The sequence below is a fragment of the Caldanaerobius polysaccharolyticus DSM 13641 genome, assembly GCF_000427425.1.
GTDB lineage: Bacteria > Bacillota > Thermoanaerobacteria > Thermoanaerobacterales > Caldanaerobiaceae > Caldanaerobius > Caldanaerobius polysaccharolyticus.
This window is the reverse complement of the sequence record NZ_KE386493.1, coordinates 30,200-44,870: the sequence shown is the minus strand read 5'-3', so window position 1 is coordinate 44,870 and position 14,671 is coordinate 30,200. Positions and strand designations below refer to the sequence as shown.

Annotated in this window: 16 protein-coding genes; all 16 read right to left on the bottom strand. The window is 42.7% G+C overall.

The window, feature by feature from the left end; translation table 11 throughout:
- Nucleotide 1: 1 nt before the first annotated feature.
- The 16 genes from CALPO_RS0100205 to CALPO_RS0100130 all read right to left on the bottom strand — a co-directional run bounded on the left by CALPO_RS0100205 (nt 2) and on the right by CALPO_RS0100130 (nt 14,666).
- Nucleotides 2–715 carry a response regulator gene (locus CALPO_RS0100205; protein ID WP_026485543.1) on the bottom strand — a complete coding sequence of 238 codons (714 nt, stop codon included), beginning with the start codon at nt 713–715 and terminating at the stop codon, nt 2–4.
- Entirely contained in the window at nt 690–1,184 is a 495-nt protein-coding gene (nrdR, locus tag CALPO_RS0100200) for a transcriptional regulator NrdR (RefSeq protein WP_026485542.1), read from the bottom strand. The genes CALPO_RS0100205 and nrdR overlap by 26 nt, the downstream gene beginning before the upstream one ends.
- Nucleotides 1,185–1,238: 54 nt before the next feature.
- Complete coding sequence (locus tag CALPO_RS12790) at nt 1,239–1,511, bottom strand: YlmC/YmxH family sporulation protein (RefSeq protein ID WP_035171799.1); 273 nt, start codon at nt 1,509–1,511, stop codon at nt 1,239–1,241.
- A 41-nt stretch (nt 1,512–1,552) separates the two neighbouring features.
- Nucleotides 1,553–2,326: an RNA polymerase sporulation sigma factor SigG gene (gene sigG / locus CALPO_RS0100190; protein ID WP_026485541.1), complete on the bottom strand. Its 774-nt coding sequence runs from the start codon at nt 2,324–2,326 to the stop codon at nt 1,553–1,555.
- A 62-nt stretch (nt 2,327–2,388) separates the two neighbouring features.
- On the bottom strand, nt 2,389–3,117 hold the full coding sequence (gene sigE, locus CALPO_RS0100185; protein ID WP_026485540.1) for an RNA polymerase sporulation sigma factor SigE: 729 nt from the start codon (nt 3,115–3,117) through the stop codon (nt 2,389–2,391).
- A gap of 15 nt (nt 3,118–3,132) precedes the next feature.
- On the bottom strand, nt 3,133–3,990 hold the full coding sequence (gene spoIIGA / locus CALPO_RS0100180; RefSeq protein ID WP_026485539.1) for a sigma-E processing peptidase SpoIIGA: 858 nt from the start codon (nt 3,988–3,990) through the stop codon (nt 3,133–3,135).
- A 160-nt stretch (nt 3,991–4,150) separates the two neighbouring features.
- Complete coding sequence (gene ftsZ, locus CALPO_RS0100175) at nt 4,151–5,242, bottom strand: cell division protein FtsZ (RefSeq protein WP_026485538.1); 1,092 nt, start codon at nt 5,240–5,242, stop codon at nt 4,151–4,153.
- 26 nt (nt 5,243–5,268) lie between these two features.
- Nucleotides 5,269–6,507, bottom strand: coding sequence for a cell division protein FtsA (ftsA, locus tag CALPO_RS0100170; protein ID WP_035171797.1), 1,239 nt, complete (start codon nt 6,505–6,507; stop codon nt 5,269–5,271).
- A 60-nt stretch (nt 6,508–6,567) separates the two neighbouring features.
- A complete protein-coding gene (locus CALPO_RS0100165; RefSeq protein WP_026485536.1) occupies nt 6,568–6,903 on the bottom strand; it encodes a small basic family protein in 336 nt (111 codons plus the stop codon).
- A complete protein-coding gene (locus tag CALPO_RS0100160) occupies nt 6,900–7,637 on the bottom strand; it encodes a DUF881 domain-containing protein (RefSeq protein WP_026485535.1) in 738 nt (245 codons plus the stop codon). Before CALPO_RS0100160 ends, CALPO_RS0100165 begins: the two co-directional genes overlap by 4 nt.
- A gap of 22 nt (nt 7,638–7,659) precedes the next feature.
- Nucleotides 7,660–8,373 carry a cell division protein FtsQ/DivIB gene (locus CALPO_RS0100155; protein WP_026485534.1) on the bottom strand — a complete coding sequence of 238 codons (714 nt, stop codon included), beginning with the start codon at nt 8,371–8,373 and terminating at the stop codon, nt 7,660–7,662.
- A gap of 21 nt (nt 8,374–8,394) precedes the next feature.
- Nucleotides 8,395–9,498 carry a stage V sporulation protein E gene (spoVE, locus tag CALPO_RS0100150; protein ID WP_026485533.1) on the bottom strand — a complete coding sequence of 368 codons (1,104 nt, stop codon included), beginning with the start codon at nt 9,496–9,498 and terminating at the stop codon, nt 8,395–8,397.
- Nucleotides 9,499–9,503: 5 nt separating this feature from the next.
- On the bottom strand, nt 9,504–10,862 hold the full coding sequence (murD, locus tag CALPO_RS0100145; RefSeq protein WP_026485532.1) for a UDP-N-acetylmuramoyl-L-alanine--D-glutamate ligase: 1,359 nt from the start codon (nt 10,860–10,862) through the stop codon (nt 9,504–9,506).
- A gap of 24 nt (nt 10,863–10,886) precedes the next feature.
- Nucleotides 10,887–11,852 (bottom strand): phospho-N-acetylmuramoyl-pentapeptide-transferase, encoded by a 966-nt coding sequence (gene mraY / locus CALPO_RS0100140; RefSeq protein ID WP_026485531.1) that lies wholly within the window; start codon nt 11,850–11,852, stop codon nt 10,887–10,889.
- On the bottom strand, nt 11,831–13,231 hold the full coding sequence (locus tag CALPO_RS0100135) for a UDP-N-acetylmuramoyl-tripeptide--D-alanyl-D-alanine ligase (protein ID WP_026485530.1): 1,401 nt from the start codon (nt 13,229–13,231) through the stop codon (nt 11,831–11,833). The genes mraY and CALPO_RS0100135 overlap by 22 nt, the downstream gene beginning before the upstream one ends.
- A complete protein-coding gene (locus CALPO_RS0100130; protein WP_026485529.1) occupies nt 13,224–14,666 on the bottom strand; it encodes a UDP-N-acetylmuramoyl-L-alanyl-D-glutamate--2,6-diaminopimelate ligase in 1,443 nt (480 codons plus the stop codon). Before CALPO_RS0100130 ends, CALPO_RS0100135 begins: the two co-directional genes overlap by 8 nt.
- Nucleotides 14,667–14,671: the final 5 nt, after the last annotated feature.

Below are 14,671 nucleotides of genomic sequence, written 5' to 3'. Positions count from 1 at the left end.
TTTATTCACCTTTGCTGTTCAATTTATATCCAATTCCCCTTACGGTCTCTATATACGGTGGATAGGTATTTTCATCTCCCAGCTTTTTTCTCAAATGCCGTATGTGAACATCCACCGTCCTTGTCTCACCCATGTATTCATAACCCCACACTTTATCAAGCAAAAGGTTTCTCGCCATTACCTTGTCCTTGTTTTCCGCTAAAAGCTTTAAAAGCTCAAACTCCTTTAAAGTAAGCTCCACAGGTACGCCACCTTTGAGTACCTGAAACTTATCAGGTAAAATCGTTATATCCCTTATGACGATAGGTTCATCAGCGCCCTTCTGCTCCTTTCTATCTTCGGCTCTAAAGCGCCTTAAAACCACTTTTATCCTGGCCATCAATTCCCTTATACTAAAGGGCTTTGTGATGTAGTCATCCGCTCCCAATTCTAAACCCAATACCTTATCCACTTCTTCCCCTCTTGCTGTCAACATTATCACAGGTATATCCTTTGTCCGCTCATCCTTTTTCAATATTTTGCACACATCAAAGCCGTCTATATCGGGTAGCATAAGGTCCAGTATTACAAGGTCAGGATGCTGCTCTACGCAAAGGTTTATGCCCTCTTTGCCATTATCCGCATAAATCATTTGATATCCGGCCAGTTCTATGTTGTACTTAAGAAGCTCTATTATGTGCACCTCATCTTCAACCACAAGTATCTTTTGTTGCATTAAGGCTTTCTCCTTCCCGTTTATCCATGAGCTTTTGCAGCTCATTCATAAAACTGTGGATGTCCTTAAAGTCTTTGTAAACCGACGCAAACCTGACATATGCCACCTGGTCTAAGTCAATCAATTTTTCCATGACCATCTCACCTATCTGCGAGGTGGTTATCTCCTTATCTACGCTCTCATATACCCTCCTCTCCACATCGTCTACGAATTCCCTTAAAGTCTCAATGGATACCGGTCGCTTTTCACAGGCTTTAAGTATGCCTGCCAGTATCTTGGTTTTGTCAAAAGTCTGCCTCGAGCCGTCTTTTTTAATGACCATAACAGGCATGTCTTCAATTTTTTCGTAGGTGGTAAACCGCTTTTGGCACCGGGCGCATTCACGCCTTCTCCTTATCGCTGTATTGTCTTCCACTGGCCGCGAGTCAATTACCTTTGTATCTATACAGCCGCAATATGGGCACTTCACTTTACATCCCCCTTGTCCTATTTAATTATATAATAAAAGTCGTGCTAAGCACAACTAACGCTCTGAATCATTATCCTTTTCTATTATATCTACACCTTCATACTGGACCAATATCACATCGTGGCCTATTTTTTTAACATGGGACCACGGTATGACCTTTTCGCTCTCTCTTCCAAAAATACCCAAAAATTTTCCTTGTCCTGGCAATATAAGGGCTTCTACCCGCCCTTCTTCTAAATTTATTTCTATGTCGCTTATAAAACCCAATCGCCTGCCATCCACAACATTTATAACCTCTTTTTGTGCCAGATCAGTAGTACTTACCACTCATATCTCCCCCCGATATTATTATAGCATTAAACGCACTCTTATATATACTTTCTCAGGTGAGCTAGCGCGGATTTCTCCAACCTAGATACCTGCGCCTGAGATATCCCTATCTCTTCAGCTACTTCCATCTGGGTTTTACCTTGAAAAAACCTCAGGTTGAGTATATGCCTTTCCCTTTCGTTTAATTTATTCAAAGCCTCACTTAAAGATATGCTCTCCAGCCACATCTCATCGTTGTTTTTGCTATCGCCCACCTGATCCATGACGTAAATGGCGTCTCCGCCATCGTGGTATATGGGCTCAAAAAGGGAAACAGGTTCCTGAATGGCATCTAATGCAAACACGACTTCTTCCCTGGGAAGATCTAATTCTTTAGCTACCTCGGAAATATTAGGCTCTCTGCCGTTTTCAGCGATGAGCTTATCTCTCGCCTGTAGTGCTCTGTAAGCGATATCCCTTAACGACCTGCTCACCCTTATGGAATTATTATCTCTCAGATACCTCCTTATTTCTCCTATAATCATAGGCACCGCATAAGTAGAAAACCTGACGTTCTGAGATAAGTCAAAATTGTCAATGGCTTTTATAAGGCCTATACATCCCACCTGAAACAGGTCATCTACGTGTTCGCCTCTATTATTGAACCTTTGTATAACGCTCAGCACCAACCTTAAATTGCCGTATATAAACTTTTCCCTGGCTTCTTTATCGCCGTTTTTTAGCCTCATGAGCAAATCCTTCATCTCGCTGGTCTTTAACACAGGAAGTTTTGACGTGTTAACACCGCATATCTCTACTTTATTATTGAGCATATAGTTTCCCTCCCGTCTCATCTATAAAAAATTATTGCCTTGGGAGGGCTTATTTATTCCCGTTATGCCATCTTATTCATTTCCTTTCTAAGCCTTTTTATTATGCGCTTTTCCAACCTTGATATATAAGATTGCGATATACCCAGCATATCTGCAACCTCTTTTTGCGTCCTCTCTACTTCTCCGTTAATGCCAAACCTCAGCGTTATAATCTTTTTTTCCCTATCCGACAGCCTTTTTATCGCCACATTCAATAGCTGTCTATCCACATCTTCTTCCACGTTCCTGGAAACCACCTCGTTGTCAGTACCCAACACATCTGATAGCAGCAATTCATTCCCATCCCAATCCACGTTTAACGGCTCATCAAAAGATACTTCCATTTTTGTCTTATTATTCCTCCTGAGATACATCAATATTTCATTCTCAATACACCTTGAAGCATAAGTGGCCAATTTTATATTTTTAAAAGGATCAAAGGTATTTACAGCCTTGATAAGCCCTATAGTACCTATGGATATAAGGTCTTCCACTCCCACTCCGGTATTTTCAAATTTTCTAGCAATATATACCACAAGGCGTAGATTGCGTTCTATTAAAACAGTCCTCGCTGTGTTGTCGCCTTTTTGCAACTTCATCATGAGGTATTCCTCTTCATCGCTACTCAAGGGAGGTGGAAGAGCTTCGCTGCCGCCTATGTAGAATACAGATTCTCCCCTTATTTTTAGTCGTTCCAGCACCCTGATCACAAAAAGTCGCGCACTCCATTTGATTTTGCACCAGCTCTTCATAAAAAATACCTCCTGCTATAATATATCAGGGTGAAGAAGTGCCCCGTACTCCTGGTTTTTAGACAGCGTATTATTGTAAATAGCCACCACCACGTTTTTTATCTCTTTTTCCTCAGGACCCTTTATAAAAATGCTATCAGGTTTAAACCCTAAAAGCACCCCGTTTTCTCTGCCCAATGAAGAAAAAGGCACGATCCTCACCCTTGACATCCAATCGGTATCAGCCAATGCCAGAGTAAGAGAAGTCAAATCCTTTTCCAGCCCCTTTAGGTATAATTCCTTTATGCTCTCGGGTAACAGCTTTTCTACCCTCTTAAATTCCACCACCACTACAGGCCAGCGCGACAAAGGCTCATAGAGGCTGTTGCCTGTGTCCACCAGCGCTGTCATCTCATTGGACTTTCCATCAACCACTATTTTCAGAATCAAGCTCAACCTGTCTTTGTGTATTTTAGTATTTATATAGTTTAAACTTGCTTTAACCACTATAGCGGCGAAAAACGCACCTACAATAGAATAATACACTCCATCGACTACCGCCTGGTTATTGCCTGCCAGGTAGTATAGGGCGATTGAGCATCCTCCAAAAGCAAAGGTAATCATATAAAATACAGTCATTTGCCGAAAAAAATCGATAAGCCTTGATGGCGTAAAAGCGACAACTATGATTAACATGGAAAGCAGTATCTTGGGCGTAAAACCTCGCATAAAGCTCATGGAGGGTAAGTACATCACCACGGCGTACAGCGAACCCACGGCAGAAGCTGATAACAGTTTGTACCATTTATAACTAAACTTACCCCATCTCGCCGTAAGCGACAGTATAACGTAATTTAAGATTACATTTTCCATAAACAGCACATCGGCGTACATCCCATGCCTCCAAACACCTTATGTAGTAGTAGCCCATACTCTTATTTATGCCGCAGCTTTGTCTTTTATTACTGATATTTTAACATATTTATCTTAAAATTTTTGTAAAATATTGGCATAATGAGATTAAAAAAAATAGCAGTTTCCCTACGCAAACTGCTTACCTTTTTTTATGAGTTCTCAAAAACGCGGGTATGTCTAGTCTGTCTAGATCTATGTTTTCTATGTCCAAATGCACATTCTGCTTATTAGCAATGCCTTGCTGGTTTTCTACTTTTCTGTTTACATTTTCCGACTCTTTCTTTTCAAAGCCTGTAGCTATAACGGTTATCTTTATCTCGTCCTGTAGATTTTCGTCTATCACCGCACCAAATATGATATTGGCGTCAGGATCCGCGGCTTCATATATAAATTCAGCGGCCTCATTGACCTCAAAAAGGCTTAAGTTGGCTCCTCCTGTGATATTCAGAAGAACTCCTTTAGCTCCCTCTATAGACGTCTCTAGCAAAGGACTCTGTATAGCTTGCTTTGCAGCTTCTTTAGCCCTGTTTTCCCCATTAGCTATACCTATGCCCATATGAGCCAAACCTGTTTCCATCATAATCGTCTTCACGTCAGCAAAATCCAGATTTACAAGACCAGGCACCGCTATCAAGTCGGAAATACCCTGCACCCCTTGCCTCAACACATCGTCAGCGATTTTAAACGCCTCAATCATACTGGTTTTCTTTTCCACGATTTGAAGCAGGCGATCATTAGGAATGGTTACCAAGGTGTCTACTTTTTGCTTTAATGCGTTTATTCCCTCTTCTGCGTGCTTCATCCGCTTCCTGCCTTCAAAAGTAAAGGGTTTGGTCACCACACCTACGGTGAGTATCCCCATTTCCTTGGCTATCTGCGCCACGATGGGAGCAGCACCTGTGCCAGTACCTCCTCCCATGCCAGCCGTTACAAAGACCATATCGGCGCCTTTAATAGCTTGTGAGATCTCCTCAGAGCTCTCCTCAGCGGCTTTTCGACCTATTTCAGGATTAGCACCTGCTCCAAGACCTTTTGTCAATTTTTCTCCTATTTGTATTTTATGGGTTGCCTTTGAAAGGTATAAAGCCTGTTTATCTGTGTTAATCGCGATAAATTCAACCCCTTTAAGCCCTTCGGAGATCATCCTGTTTACAGCGTTATTCCCTCCACCCCCTACCCCTATCACTTTTATATGTGCAAATTGTTCCATATCCACATCAAACTCTATCATAAAAAACCCCTTTCTCCTCTTAAATATTAAAAGAAATCGCTGAGTATTTCTTTGAGCTTGTCTATAAAATAATTACGTCTGATATTCCTGTTACTAACTTGTTCTGTAGGCTCTGCCTTTAGTTTTGCGTTTTTAAAAACATACTCTACAACACCTGTAGCTACAGAATATATAGGGGAAGCAACCCCTATTATTTTAGGGTAATCGGCTCTCACAGGCATTTTTAATATCTCTTCAGCGTATTCCACACAACCGTGAATAGGCGCCATACCGCCACCTGTCAACACCATACCTGAGGTGAGTTGATCTCTGTAACCTGCCTCCGTAATAACCTTGTTTATCATCAAAAGTATTTCCTGTATCCTAGCCTCCATTATGTAAGCCAGGTCAGCCCTAGATATATCCTTTTGGACACCGCTACCTGTAGACGGCAGTTTCACTGTATCATCTTCTCTTACGCAAAACACGCCTGCGCATCCATATTTTATCTTCAACTGCTCGGCTTCCTGGGTTGATATCTTAAAACCCTGCGCTATATCGTTGGTTATATGTTCACCACCTACAGGCAACATATACGTGTCTACAAGATGCCCCTCTTTAAAAATTGAAACGCTGGTTTTACCTGCACCTACGTCTACCAGTGCAACGCCCAGCTCTTTCTCGTCGCGTTCCAGCAAAACCTCAGCAGTGGCCAATGGCTCCAGTATTATCTTTTTTACCTTTAAACCCGCTTTGTTTATACTCCTTAAGAGATTTTCCACAGAGGTTATATTGCCTGTGATTATCTTAGCCTCTACTTCCAATCTGACGCCTATCATTCCTACGGGGTCTTTTATGCCGTCGTAACCATCTACTATATACTGTTGAGGAATTATATCTATTATTTCCCTATCTGAAGGCAATGCAACCACCCTGGCTGCTTGCAACACCCTATTTACATCTTCTTCAGTTATCTCCCTGTCCTCTCTGGAGACCGCGATTACACCTCTACTGTCCATTAACGATGCATGTCCACCGGGAATACTTATGGTCACATCTTCGAAATCTAAATTAGACATCTGTTTTACCTGTTCTACAGCCTCGCGGATGCTTTTTACAGTGGAATCTATATCGACGACAACACCTCTTTTTATGCCCTTGCATGAACTCAGGCCAACGCCAATGATGCGCGTCTCTCCGTGTTTATTCCTCTGACCCGCAACGGCACAGACCTTGGACGTTCCTACGTCTAAACCCAGGACTACATTGGAATCACTCTCACGCATGGCTATTACCCCCCAAGCTATAATAATAATATTCAACAAGAAAAGCTGATTTCCTCTTTTTTAATGCCCCTTACTGATAATATATCTTCTTATTGTAGCAAAATTGTTAAACAACCTGGTGCCAAAAGCAAATATAGCCGCAAGGTATATTGGCACGCCCAGTAAATCGCCTATATACGCCAAAAAACCTGCAAGAAGTGCATTTCCAAAAAAACCTGAAATAAATACCTTTGTGTCGAATTTTCTCTCAAGATACGCCCTCAGGCCTCCAAAAACTGTATCCAGTGCAGCCAGTATAGCCACAGCGGTATACGATGAATAGGCCACGGGTATTTTGTACGGGAGGAATACACCTGCGATGATCCCTATCAATATTCCTACTATGCCCCACATCATTGGCCACCCCCTTTACCACTTGGCACCGGTTTAGCGTACTTAAACTGTACAACTCCGCCGTACGCCGGGATATCGATGTCGTTGGATGTCTTTATGTTTACATGTATTCCCCAATATCGTAAAGCATCTACAATACCACCTTTTAATTCCAATGCTGCCTGCAAAGTTTGAGGATCGCCTATAGCTTGTATGACAAAAGGAGCAGCAAACCTGTTGTTGTTGACGACAACAGTAGGACCAACGCACCTCACCTCAGAAGTGGCTATTATCCGTTCTCCATTTAAAGATAAAGCTTCTGCTCCTGCAGCTCTTAGCTCGTTGAGCACCTGCAGCAAATCGTCATCGTGTATAATGTAATTATTAGCATTGTCTCCAGGCTGTATTTCCTTTGTGCTGTCATTTAATGTCACTATAATTCCAGGGCCCCGCACAGCCTCCAGACCGGCCATGATCTTGTACTTCTCGTTGTCCTTTTTAAGCGCATCTGTAACAGCATTGACCTTTGAAGCGGCATTTTCGTATTCTGTCAACTTGTTTTGAAGGGAATTCACCTGGTTTATAAGCCCTTCTTTGTCGCTTTCCAATTTCTTTATCTGCGCGGTAAGTTCTTCAACCCTTTTTACATTTACGTTGTTACCACCATATTGAATCGTCTTGTACTGAAGCGATATCATTAGTCCGAGAAGAAACAATACTACAGCAACCGAAACCTGTCCTGCAGCTTTTCTAAACATAATAACCACTCCTTTATCACAATTAAGAGCTAGGGCTAAATGTAGGATTGGCCACGCTTAAGTCCACAGTACCGCTGCTATAGCCTTTATCCTTTATGTCTTTTAATATCAGCTTTAGAAAGTTTAACTTGTACTCAAAATCGCCTGCTTGTCCCACTTTGACCTTTATATCGGGGAGAGCTTTCATAATCAATTCAGATCCGTTGATTTCTACCCCTTCTATCACGCCGTTCATGTGGGTATCGTTGATAGCCTTTAATACCATTAGTGCCTGCTTAAATAGATCCTCATCCTTGGGTTTTAACCTATGCCCTAAAGACCATTGTCCCAATTCCACACCGTACAGTACAGGTAAATTAGAGCCTTTAGCTTTTCCTTCCTCCAGTACAATACCGTCATCATCAATTTTGAGATAAGACCCATAATAAGGAACAAGCCCTACAGGAACCCTTTCATAAACGCGCAGTATCAACTCATCGGGCATCTTTACATTTACATTGACGCTTTTTATATAGCTATTGCTCTTTAGCCTTGCAATAATATCCTTTTTATCTACCCTAAAAATCAAATCGCCAACCTTAACACCGCAGAGCTTAATGATTTCCGCCGTGGGTACTTCTTTATTTCCAGCCACTTTCACATCTCTTATTCTAAAATAGCCGGAATTAGCTACAGCGTACGCTAGTGAAGATAACAGAGCGATAATAATTAAAAGCGTTAATACCCTTCTGTGCATCGACAGCCACCTGACCTCTGATTAAGTTTTTGCATCGCTGGTATATCTGGATATATTCAAAAGCACACCCACCAGCGCCATGGTAAAAATAAGTGACGATCCACCATAACTTATAAAAGGCAAGGGCACACCAGTAGGAGGCATACTGGCCGTTACCACAGCCAAGTTCAACAAAAATTGCACACCTATCAATGAAGTTATGCCTATAGCCAAAAGGCATCCGAAAAGGTCAGGGGCTTTGGCTGCTATCCTTAAACCCCTAATTACGAACAACAGGAAAAGCACGATGACAAAAAGGGCTCCGATAAAACCTAATTCCTCTCCTAATATAGAGAATATAAAGTCGTTTTGAGGTTCAGGGATGTAAAAGAGCTTTTGCCTGCTCCTACCCAAACCTACTCCGAATATACCTCCAGATCCTAAAGCATACAATGATTGAACGACCTGATACCCTTTACCCTGCATATCCTTCCAGGGATCTAAAAAAGCCAGAACCCTGTTGATCCTATATGGTTCCATTAAGACCATCACAACTCCTAATAAACCGCCTAAACTTATTAAGCCCAGAATATCAAAAAGCTTTGCTCCTCCTATATAAATTATTATCAACCCCACTATAGCGATAATGCCAGCTGTGCTCATATTTGGTTCCAGCGCTATCAATATGAAAAACACCCCAATAATTATTAAATTTGGCAATACCCCTCTGAAAAATGACTTTATCCTATCCTGTTTAGATGATATGTTGCTGGACAGATATACTATCATAGCTATTTTAGCTATTTCCGATGGCTGTACACTTAAATTGCCGTATCCTATCCATCTGCTAGCACCTTTTATATTTATGCCAACCCCAGGGACAAAAACCAGCACCAGCAATACCACGCTTATTACAAACAAGTGCCTCTTGTATTTTTCCAATCGATGGTAGTCAAAATTCATCATGTACACCATAGCGAAAAAGCCGATTGCCGCCCACAGGAATTGTCTCTTCAGAAAATAGTAAGAGTCGTTCATCCTGAACATAGCTATAACAGAACTGGCGCTAAAAACCATTACCAGCCCAATAGCCACCAGCAACATGGTAAAAAGCATAAGATTGAAATCAACGGGTCTGTTTTTCATACTTTTTATCCTCCTAATGACATTACAACATCTTTAAAGATTTTCCCCCTTTGTTCGTAATTATCGTACATGTCCCAGCTGGCACATGCAGGTGACAGCAAAACCGCGTATCCTTCCTTTGCCAAGTTCTTTGCTTTCATTACCGCCTCTCTCATGTCCGCTGCCCTATACACGTTGTGAAAATTCTGTTCCCTGGCACACTTTTCAATCCTGTCAGCAGTTACTCCCATCAATATAAGCGCTTTTACTTTCCCGTTAAAAGATCTGACGAAAGGTGTAAAATCCTCTCCTTTATCATACCCTCCTGCTATAAGGATAATAGGGTAATCCAGCGCTTCAATGGCCTTTATGGCAGCATCCGTATTAGTTCCCTTGGAGTCGTTATAATACCTTACCCCATCGATGGTAGCTACGTATTCGATACGATGCTCCACCCCTTTAAATGACCTCAACGTATCAGCTATAACCTCGGTTTCTATACCCCACAACCTGGCCACAGCGCAAGCTGCCAGCGCATTTTCCAGATTGTGCTTTCCAGGGATATACACATCTTTTACCGGAATAACCTTATTTTCTGCCCCGTATATGTTTTCCACTATCCAATCTTCTTTGACATATACTCCTTTCCCCAGGATACTACTCCTGCTGAAAAATACCACCTCACATGGGGCTTTTTCCGCCAGCCTTCTAGTAACATCGTTGTCGTAGTTTAAGACCACATAATCCCCATCTCTTTGATTCATAAATACCCGCGCTTTTGCATTTACATAATTCTCAAAACTCTTATGCCTGTTTAAGTGGTCTGGCGTTATATTAAGTATTGCGGATACCCTGGGTCTGAAGCTGTCAATTGTCTCTAACTGAAAGCTACTCACTTCAGCAACAACAACCGTGTCGCATCCGGCATCCAGCACCTGCTCTATCATAGGAAACCCTATATTACCCGCCAACCTAGCCTTAACTCCCGCAGTTTTGAAGATCTCGTAAGTCAACGATGTGGTCGTCGTCTTTCCGTTAGTTCCCGTTATAGCCACAAAGGGCGAACTGCTCAACCTATACGCCAGTTCTACCTCCCCGATTAACTCCTTGCCCAAATCTAAGGCTCTGTAGTAAAAAGGCTGATCCAGAGGAACCCCCGGGCTCACCACTATCAAGTCCGCATCGTCCACCAATTCCTCCGCTGGTTTGCCCAGTTGATATTCTATGTCCAGACCTTCCAGCGGCTTCAACGACTCTCCTAGTTTTTCATGGGATTTGACATCATTTGCAATCACATGGGCACCCAGGCCACACAATACCTTGGCAACGGCAATGCCGCTCTTCGCCATGCCTACCACCAGTACCTTTTTACCTTTTATTTTCATTTTTTCACCTTCTCTTTTGAAATATCACAGCGACACCACCACAAAAGATAACACCACCAGCAAAAGCGTAATCAGCCAAAATGCGTGAACTACTCTGGTCTCAGGCCAACCGCAAAGCTCAAAGTGATGATGAATAGGGCTCATCTTAAACACCCTTTTACCCGTCAGCCTGAAGCAGACCACTTGGATTATAACTGAAAGTGCTTCCACTACAAATATCAAACCAACTATAGGCAATATAAGCTGCAACCTGGTCAAAACCGCTATAGCAGCGAGCGCACCACCCAGCATTAATGAACCGGTATCTCCCATAAACACCTGGGCAGGATATAAATTGTAGCGCAGAAAACCCAGCGTAGCACCTGTTATACTCCCTGAAAAAAGAGCCGCCGGTAAATTGCCCATGCTCATGGATACCACCGCAAAGAATGTAGATATTATAAACGTGATGCCACTGGCTAGGCCATCAAGCCCATCGGTTATATTAACGCTGTTCACCGTCCCCACTACCACAAATACCGTGAAGGGTATGAACATCTTACCTAAGTCTATCGTCGTTCCTCCGTAAGGAAGGTAGAGTTTTGTACCTATCCCAGGCTGACTGTAAGCGTAATACGCTAAAATCGCAGCTACAACAAATTGAAGTAGTAATTTTAAGCGCGCTTTTAAGCCTAAAGATCTCTTAAACACCACTTTAAGCAAATCATCGATAAAGCCGATCATCCCAAACCCTATGGTGACAAGCAATAAAACCAGTTTATCAGAGCCAGCAGGGATAAATATGAGGCCGGTTATTACCGTGCTCACCATGAATATAATACCGCCCATGGTAGGCGTTCCGCTCTTGGATAAATGGGATCGCGGACCGTCTAACCTTTCTGTCTGCCCAAACTTTAACGCCCTTAGCGTAGGTATTATCAAAGGTCCAAGTAACATGCTTATAATAAACGATACTATGGTCGCTGCTATCAACTGCACAAATAGCTGCATATCTCTTCTCCCCTTAAAAAATTAACAATCTCTTCCATCTTCATTGCCCTGGACCCTTTTACCAGTACCACATCATCTCTTTTCAACAACCTCTTTAAAAGCCCTATAGCCTCCCTGTTATCTCTAACCTTGTATATATTAGATACCTCCATCCCGCTGGTTACCGCCCCCTGGCCTATATACTCAGCCAATGTTCCGACGCATAAAAGAATATCAATACCTTTTTTATGTACATATTCTCCCACATCCCTATGGGCCGCAACGGAATAGTCCCCCAATTCCTTCATATCACCCAGTACAGCAATAGTCCTTAAATCCCCTTTGCTTATACCACTTAAAACGTCCACAGCAGCTCTCATCGAGTCGGGGCTGGCGTTATAGCAATCGTCTATTATCACAATGCCATTGGCTTTTACCACATTTAATCTCATTTTTTCAGGAGTGTAGTCTTTAAGACCTGCGGCTATTTCAGAAAGGCTTATATCAAAAATGAGGCCCACCGCTATAGCGGCCAGGGCATTGTACACGTTGTGCATACCGTATGCGCTTAACTCCACTACAACATCTTTTACAGATTCATTACCATGCGCAACCTTAAAGCACAATTTATCCGCCTGTTTAATATCCGTCGCCTTTATATCCCCTCTGTTTACGCCATAGGTTACAATGGTACCGGGTATACCTTTCAAAGCATTGAAAAGCATATCGTCATCAGCGTTTAACACCACCCAGTTGTCTTTGTTAAAATCCTCCACCATCTCCAGCTTGGCTTTTAATATGTTTTCTCTGGAACCCAATTTCTCAATGTGAGAAATCCCTATGTTGGTGTACACAGCTATATCAGGTTTTGCGATGTCTTTTAACGCCCTTATTTCACCGAAAGAACTCATTCCCATTTCCACAACCGCTATATCGTGAGATTCGTTTAAGTTCAGCAAGGTCAACGGCAACCCTATCTGATTATTAAAATTGCCCACGGTCTTTAAGACGTTAAACCTTTTGCGCAATACCGCATATATCATCTCTTTCGTAGTGGTCTTACCTGTACTGCCCGTAACACCTATAACTTTTAAATGATCAAATCTCTCCCTGTGATATTTGGCAACATTTTGAAGGGCCGAAAGTGTATCGTCTACAAGCACGATCGCTTTATCGGTATGAAAAGTCAATTCCTTGGCGGTTAAAGCCGCTACCGCCCCGCTGTTTAACGCATGCCCTATAAAATCGTGGCCGTCAAATGTCTGGCCTTTTAAGGGCACAAACAAATCCCCTTTTTTCACTGTCCTCGAATCCGTGCTTACACCGGTTATATCCACTTTTTCTGTACCACTTATAAGTTTTCCACCAGTAGCCATTATGATATCTTCAATACTAAGCATCTTTTCCTCCAAGTATCTCCTTTACTATTTTTCTTTCGTCAAAAGGTATAGTCCTGTCTCCTAAAATCTGGTATGTCTCATGGCCTTTTCCCGCCAACAACACCACGTCGCCTTTCCTCGCTATGCTCAGCGCACGCCTTATAGCTTCTTTTCTATCCACTATGACCTCGTACCTATTTTCTGCTACGCCGTCTATGCCTTTAAGTATGTCAGATATAATAGCTTCAGGATCTTCGGAACGAGGATTGTCTGAAGTAACCACAACGTAATCGGCGTATTTAATCGCTATCTCACCCATTTTAGGCCTTTTTGATCTGTCCCTATTTCCTCCACAGCCAAATACCAATATAAGCCTGTTGGCCGTGAATTCCCTTACAGACCTCAGTATATTTTCAAGCCCATCAGGAGTATGGGCATAATCGATTACAACTTTATAAGGTGCAGCGCAGTCCACCAGTTCACATCTGCCTTTTACGCCAGGGAATTTTTCCAGCGATTCCACTATAGACTTCACTGGAAAACCTAGTGACCATATAGCTGCGACAGCAGCTAGCGCATTATAGACGCTAAACCTTCCGGGTACCGGAAACTTAACCGGCACGGTAAGCCCATTATGGCAAAGAGTAAATCTCGCGCTATCGCCCAGCACGATATCCTTTGCCATAAAATCCCCGCCGTTGATGCCGTACGTACACAAAGGCCTATTGGCCTGTTGTACAAAAAATTCGCTATAGCTGTCGTCAACGTTTATTACGCTCTTCTTAGCCATCTTAAACAGCTTCAACTTGGCTTTCATGTAGTTTTCCATGGTCTTATGAAAGTCCAGGTGGTCTTGAGTTAAATTGGTAAATACTCCTACATCGAATTCACACTGGTCCACCCTGTGAAGGGCCAGGGAATGAGATGATACTTCCATAACTGCGTATTGAACGCCTTGATCTCTCATCTCTTTGAAAATGCGCTGCAAATCCACTGATTCCGGGGTAGTGTGAGCGGATGGAGTCTCCTTTTCCCCAATAACCGTATTAATAGTGCCTATAAGGCCTGTCTTGTATCCCATATCCTTTAAAACCCATCTAATCGCACTGGCCACAGTGGTCTTGCCATTGGTGCCCGTAACGCCTATCAATGTAAAATCCCTTGACGGATGGCCGTAAAAATTAGCCGCCATCCTGGCCATGGCCACCCTGGTATCTTTCACTATCACTACTTCTGCGCCTTTTACATTCACCTCGTCCTCGGCGATTACCACCAAGGCGCCCTTGTCTACAGCCTCTTGGGCGTATCTATGGCCGTCTGTGTTAAACCCTTTAATACATAAAAATGCATCTCCGTCTACGACTTGCCTTGAATCGTACTTTATGCCTTTTACATCAATGCTGCCTTCGCAATCAGATACAACGTCAACGCCATTGAGCAAATCCCTCAACAACATAACTA